Below are 6,666 nucleotides of genomic sequence, written 5' to 3' on the forward strand. Positions count from 1 at the left end.
AGACTGGGGCCACGATGGACTACCTCTTCGACAATCCTCTCCTGCCCTCCGCCGTTCCGGCGCGCCCGGACGACGACGTCCCGCGCCGCTCCGTCCCCGCGGACGCCCTCGTGGCGGGGCTGAACGAGCCGCAGCGGGCCGCGGTCGAGCACTCCGGGTCGCCGCTGCTGATCGTCGCCGGCGCGGGCTCCGGCAAGACCCGGGTGCTGACGCACCGCATCGCCCACCTCCTGGCCACCGGGCGGGCGCACCAGGGCGAGATCCTGGCGATCACGTTCACCAACAAGGCCGCCGCCGAGATGCGGGAGCGCGTCGTCGAGCTCGTCGGGGACTCCGCCCGCTCCATGACCATCTCCACGTTCCACTCCTTCTGCGTGCGGGTCCTCCGGCGCGAGGCGGCCACCGTGGGGCTGAGGTCGACCTTCTCCATTTACGACTCCGCGGACTCCCTGCGCCTGATCACCCTCGTGGCCAAGCAGCACGACCTCGACCCGAAGCGCTTCGCGCCCAAGAGCATCCAGCACAGGATCTCCGCGCTGAAGAACGAGCTCGTGGACGACGAGACGTACCTGGCCAGGGCCTCGGGCACCGACCCCTTCGAGAGCGCGGTGGCCCAGGTCTACCGGGGCTACACCGAACGGCTGCGCGCGGCCAACGCCATGGACTTCGACGACCTCATCGCCCAGACCGTGCACATGCTCCGGGCCTTCCCGCAGGTGGCCGAGTACTACCGTCGGCGCTACCGGCACGTGCTCATCGACGAGTACCAGGACACCAACCACGCGCAGTACGCCCTCGTCCGCGAGCTCGTGGGCACCGGGACGGGCACGGGCCCCGTGCCGCCCGCCGAGCTGACCGTGGTGGGCGACTCGGACCAGTCGATCTACGCCTTCCGCGGGGCGGACATCCGCAACATCGTCGACTTCGAGCAGGACTATCCGCAGGCGCGCACCATTCTCCTGGAGCAGAACTACCGCTCGACCCAGAACATCCTCACGGCGGCCAACGCCGTGATCGCCCAGAACAAGGGCCGCCGGGACAAGCGCCTGTGGACGGCCTCCGGCAGCGGCGAGAAGATCACCGGGTACGCGGCCGAGAACGAGCACGAAGAGGCACGGTTCATCGCGGAGGAGATCGACCGCCTCCAGGACGAGGACGGGTACCGCCCCGGGGACGTCGCCGTGTTCTACCGCACGAACGCGCAGTCCCGCTCGCTCGAGGAGATCCTCATGCGCGTCGGGCTGCCGTACAAGGTGGTGGGCGGGACCCGCTTCTACGAGCGCAAGGAGATCAAGGACGCCCTCTCCTACCTGCGCTCCATCGTCAACCCGGACGACGACATCAACGTCAGGCGCATCGTCAACGAGCCCAAGCGGGGCATCGGCGACCGTGCGGAGGGGGCCGCCGCAGCGCTCGCGGAGCGCGAGCGCATCTCGTTCATGGCGGCGCTGCGCCGTGCCGAGGAGGCTCCCGGGATGGCCACCCGCTCACTGAACGCGGTCAAGGCCTTCGTCCAGCTCATGGACGACCTCGCCTCGGTCGCCGAGAGCGCGGGGGCCGCCACGGTTCTCGAAGCGGTCCTGGAGCAGTCCGGCTACCTCGCGGCTCTGCGCAACTCCCAGGACCCACAGGACGAGTCCCGGGTGGAGAACCTCGCCGAGCTCGTGGCCGTGGTGCGCGAGTTCGAGCGGGACCGTCCGGACGCCGGGCTGCCGGAGTTCCTCGAGCACGTCTCCCTCGTGGCCGATGCCGACCAGATCCCGACCCGGCCCGCCGGTGAGGGCGGGCCGAGCGCGGAGCAGATCGCGGCGGAGGTCGCCGAGGCGCGCGCCCAGGGCGTGGTCACCCTCATGACCCTGCACACCGCCAAGGGCCTCGAGTTCCCGGTGGTCTTCCTCACCGGGATGGAGCACGGCCTGTTCCCGCACCAGCGCTCCCTCACGGACGAGAAGGAGATGGAGGAGGAGCGGCGCCTGGCCTACGTCGGTCTGACCCGTGCCCGTGAGCGCCTCTACCTGACCCGCTCCGAGTTCCGCTCCATGTGGGGACAGTCGCAGTACAACCCGGCGAGCCCGTTCCTGGAGGAGATCCCGGCCGAGCTCGTCGACTGGAAGCGCGAGGGCTCGTCCGCGCCCGCCGGCTGGGGGGCGCCGGGGCACGGCGGCGGGCAGCGCGATGCGATGCGCGGCTCGTACTGGGGCGCGGCGGCGTCCTCGAACGCGGCCTTCGAACGGTTGGGTCCCACCCGCGCCACCGCCGCGGGCCGGGTCCAGCCCAACAAGGAGATCCCGAGGCTCGCCGTGGGCGACTCCGTGGACCACACGGCGTTCGGCAAGGGCACGGTCGTCTCCCTCGAGGGCGCCGGGGACAAGACCGTGGCGAAGGTCCGCTTCGGCGGGGACGAGAAGCGCCTGCTGCTGCGCTACGCCCCGCTGACGAAGGTGGGCTGACCCCTCCTCGCCCTCCTGCGCGGAGGCACAGCTGTCGACGCTTCCGCGCGGCCACAGCGACAGCAGCCGTGCCCTCGGCGCCGCCGTGCGTCGTCGATCGCACGGCGGACCAGGGCGACGGCCCGCGGCTCGGGCCCCTGAGGGCCCGCCACCGCCGTGTGCAGGTCGGCCCAGGTGACCCGCACCTCCCTCCAGCCGTGGGACCCGGTGCGTCGCTGACGCTCGATGTCCCGCACACGCTGCCCGGCTGTGTCGTGGTGGCCGCCCTCGAACGGCACCGACAGAGAGTGCTCCGGCAGGGCGATGTCGGGCTGCACCTCCGGGAACCCGTCGGGGGCGCGGAGCGCCAGGTCCAGAACGAGGCCGGAGAACCCGGCGTCCTCCAGTGCCAGGCGCAGCAGGGTCTCGGGGAAGGAGCCCGACCCCACCAGTTCCGTGACGGAGAGCAGGGGCTCCAGGTCGAGACACGTGCGTGCGGGGGACGTGAGCCGTATGCCGTCGCGCTCGACGACCTCCTCGGGCAGCAACCGCTGCCGGTGGCCCACCACGCCGCGCCGCCGCAGCCGCCCCTGGCCCAGTGGTGTGCTGAGGTGCAGCCAGGGGTCTGGCAGCAGGCGGGTGGGCAGCCTCATGTCCCAGAGCCGCGCCCCGGTCGTGTGGGAGGCGGCGCACAGAGCGCTGACCTCTCGCAGCACGGCCATGACCTGGCCGATCGGTGGATTCGCGCCACCCGGAACGCGCACTCCCCGGCTCGGGGTGGTCAGGTCCCGCCGGCGCAGCCGGCCGTACGGCACGCCCAGCCGGGCAGCCCGCATGGACGTGAACGCCCGACCGGCGAGCGACTCGGGCGGGGGCAAGGGTTTCGGCATGGACCCGGACAAGCACCGGCGGAGTCGTCGTCGCCTGCGCCGCCCGCAGCCGTGGAGTCCGGCTGGCCCCCCTCGTGCGCTCTTCATGGTGAGTGCCCGGTTGCCGGCGTTCACGTGTCCCCGGATACGGCATCTGCTGTGCACCCGGCAGCGGGGTGGCGGGGGTCAGAGGAAGAGCAGCACGGCGACCGCCGCGGGGGCGGTCCAGCGCAGGGACCGGCCGGTCAGGTTGTGCACGAGGCCCAGCAGCGTGCAGCACGTGAGAGCGGAGACCGCTGCCGCCCAGCCGCCGAGCACGAGACCGGGCAGGGCCAGGAGCGCGCCCAGAACCGCTCCACCCACCGGCAGCGCGCGGGTCCACCGCGCGGTCCACCGCTGCTCCACGGCGCGCTGGACGCACGTGAGGACCAGGGCGAGCAGCAGCGAACGGCCCACGTGGTAGGCCGCGAAGCCCAGGAGGCCGAGCCAGGCGCCCCCGCCGTAGTCGGCGTAGAGGTCGAGGTAGAGCTGGACCGGCTGCAGCCGCCACTGACCCACGAGGAAGACGGGAAGGATCACCCCGACCAGGACGGCGAGCACGAACAGGACCAGGGCGGTGGTCGTCCTCCGGTGGTCGTCCGCCGGATCGACGGACAACTGCTCGGGCACCTCGGGGTCTGCCGCGCGGTGCCGCAGCCACGCCACGAGGCCCCGATGGATCGCCCACCACACCGCGCCCAGGCAGAGCCAGGCGAGGACTTGCCAGCCCAGCGGGTAGACGTCCGGGATCTCCCCGGTGAGCGTCAGGATCGTGCCGTCGACCACGGCCTCGAGGCCCAGAGCCACGAAGGCGAAGGTGGCGATCGAGACGAGGAAGCCCGGATCGGCGGGCGCGAACGCCAAGTTCTCGGGGGGGTCGACGGAGCTCATGTGCTCAGTCAATCAAGAAACGCCCGGGACGACGTGCGCTGCCCCGGTTGCGGCCGCCGATTCAGGATGGACTACAGTCTCGTAGAAGGGAGTGCGCCGGACCGTGCCGCGCCCGCGGAGGGTCCCGCGGAACGGTCCGGAGGCGCCGGTCAGGTTTCGGCCGGGACGGTGCGCGGCACTCCGTTCACCAACAGGCCGGAGGGTGACCCGCGCACTGCCCGGGTCACCGTCGGCCCACGACTTCGACGAAGAAGGGCTTTCACCCGTGGACCTGTTCGAATACCAGGCGCGCGACCTGTTCGAGAAGCACGGCGTTCCCGTGCTCCAGGGCATCGTCGCGACCACTCCGGAAGAGGCAAAGGCCGCCGCCGAGAAGATCGGTGGCGTCACCGTCGTCAAGGCCCAGGTCAAGGTCGGTGGACGCGGCAAGGCCGGCGGCGTGAAGGTCGCCAAGACGGCCGACGAGGCCTACGAGTACGCCCAGCAGATCCTCGGCATGGACATCAAGGGCCACACGGTGCACCGGGTCATGATCGCGCAGGGCGCGGACATCGCCGAGGAGTACTACTTCTCGATCCTCCTGGACCGCGCCAACCGTTCCTACCTGGCCATGTGCTCCGTCGAGGGCGGCGTGGAGATCGAGCAGCTCGCCGTCGAGCGGCCCGAGGCCCTGGCCCGTGTCGAGGTGGTCCCGACCGAGGGCATCACCGAGGCGAAGGCCGAGGAGATCGTCCGTGAGGCCAGGTTCGACGACGAGACCGCCGCGAAGGTGGTCCCCGTCCTCGTGAAGCTGTGGGACGTCTTCAAGAAGGAGGACGCGACCCTCGTCGAGGTGAACCCGCTCGTGAAGACCGGCGAGGGGCAGGTCATCGCCCTCGACGGCAAGGTCACCCTCGACGAGAACGCCGAGTTCCGGCAGCCGGAGCACGCCGAGCTCGTGGACAAGTCGGCCGCCGATCCGCTGGAGGAGATGGCCAAGGAGAACGACCTCAACTACGTGAAGCTCGACGGCGAGGTCGGCATCATCGGCAACGGCGCGGGCCTGGTCATGTCGACCCTCGACGTCGTGGCCTACGCCGGGGAGAAGCACGGCAACGTCAAGCCGGCGAACTTCCTGGACATCGGCGGCGGCGCCTCGGCCGAGATCATGGCCGCGGGCCTGCACGTGATCCTCTCCGACCCCCAGGTCAAGTCCGTGTTCGTGAACGTCTTCGGCGGCATCACCGCGTGCGACGCCGTGGCCAACGGCATCGTGAAGGCTCTCGAGATCCTCGGCAGCGAGGAGGACAAGCCGCTCGTGGTCCGTCTGGACGGCAACAACGTCGAGGAGGGCCGCCGCATCCTCGCCGACGCCGACCACCCGCTGGTCACCCTCGCGGAGACCATGGACGAGGGCGCGGACAAGGCCGCCGAGCTCGCCCACGCCGCCAAGTAACCCGCCGACCACAACTGAGGAACCAAAAGCTATGGCTATCTTTTTGAACAAGGACTCCAAGGTCATCGTTCAGGGCATCACCGGCGGCGAGGGCACCAAGCACACCGCGCGCATGCTGGCGGCGGGCACCCAGGTCATGGGCGGCGTCAACGCCCGCAAGGCCGGGACCACCGTGTCCCACCAGGACAAGGACGGCAACGGCGTCGAGCTGCCGGTGTTCGGCACCGTCGCCGAGGCCGTCGAGAGGACCGGCGCCGACGTCTCGATCGTCTTCGTGCCCCCGGCCTTCACGAAGGACGCCGTGGTCGAGGCGATCGACGCCGAGGTCTCCCTGGTGGTCGTCATCACCGAGGGCATTCCCGTGCAGGACTCCGCGGAGTTCTGGGCGTACGCGAAGTCGCGGACCGACGAGAACGGCCGCCAGAGGACCCGCATCATCGGGCCGAACTGCCCCGGCATCATCACCCCCGGGGAGTCGCTCGTGGGCATCACCCCGGCGAACATCACCGGCAAGGGCAAGATCGGGCTGGTCTCCAAGTCCGGCACCCTGACCTACCAGATGATGTACGAGCTGCGGGACATCGGGTTCTCCACGGCCATCGGCATCGGCGGCGACCCGGTCATCGGCACCACGCACATCGACGCGCTGGAGGCGTTCGAGGCGGATCCCGAGACCGAGGCCATCGTGATGATCGGCGAGATCGGCGGCGACGCCGAGGAGCGGGCCGCGGACTTCATCAAGGAGCACGTGACCAAGCCGGTCGTCGGCTACGTCGCGGGCTTCACCGCCCCGGAGGGCAAGACCATGGGCCACGCCGGCGCCATCGTCTCCGGCTCCTCGGGCACCGCCCAGGCCAAGAAGGAGGCCCTCGAGGCGGTCGGCGTGAAGGTCGGCAAGACCCCGTCCGAGACCGCGCAGCTGATGCGCGGGATCTTCGAGAGCAAGTGATCCGGCGGGCCACCGCCCGCTGATCCCGCAGGCCCCGGGCACGCGTCGCGTGCC

General features: G+C 70.9%; 5 protein-coding genes. 3 read left to right on the plus strand and 2 right to left on the minus strand.

The annotated features are described in order from the left end of the window. The first annotated feature begins 14 nt into the window (after nucleotides 1-14). Nucleotides 15-2,450, plus strand: a complete 2,436-nt coding sequence (pcrA, locus tag ACH9EU_RS10330; protein WP_396413846.1) for a DNA helicase PcrA — start codon at nucleotides 15-17, stop codon at nucleotides 2,448-2,450. Here pcrA and ACH9EU_RS10335 read toward each other — a convergent pair. Beyond that, nucleotides 2,423-3,319, minus strand: a complete 897-nt coding sequence (locus tag ACH9EU_RS10335) for a hypothetical protein (RefSeq protein ID WP_396413847.1) — start codon at nucleotides 3,317-3,319, stop codon at nucleotides 2,423-2,425. The two genes, pcrA and ACH9EU_RS10335, sit on opposite strands and share 28 nt — an antisense overlap. Before the next feature lie 165 nt (nucleotides 3,320-3,484). After that, a complete protein-coding gene (locus tag ACH9EU_RS10340) occupies nucleotides 3,485-4,228 on the minus strand; it encodes a hypothetical protein (RefSeq protein ID WP_396413848.1) in 744 nt (247 codons plus the stop codon). 265 nt (nucleotides 4,229-4,493) lie between these two features. Between ACH9EU_RS10340 and sucC the strand changes: the two genes are divergently transcribed. Both sucC and sucD read left to right on the plus strand, forming a co-directional pair. Further along, complete coding sequence (sucC, locus tag ACH9EU_RS10345) at nucleotides 4,494-5,663, plus strand: ADP-forming succinate--CoA ligase subunit beta (RefSeq protein ID WP_396413849.1); 1,170 nt, start codon at nucleotides 4,494-4,496, stop codon at nucleotides 5,661-5,663. A gap of 31 nt (nucleotides 5,664-5,694) precedes the next feature. Beyond that, nucleotides 5,695-6,612, plus strand: a complete 918-nt coding sequence (sucD, locus tag ACH9EU_RS10350) for a succinate--CoA ligase subunit alpha (protein WP_396413850.1) — start codon at nucleotides 5,695-5,697, stop codon at nucleotides 6,610-6,612. Nucleotides 6,613-6,666 lie beyond the last annotated feature (54 nt).

The sequence above is a fragment of the Kocuria rhizosphaerae genome (assembly GCF_044462265.1).
Classification (GTDB): domain Bacteria; phylum Actinomycetota; class Actinomycetes; order Actinomycetales; family Micrococcaceae; genus Kocuria; species Kocuria rhizosphaerae.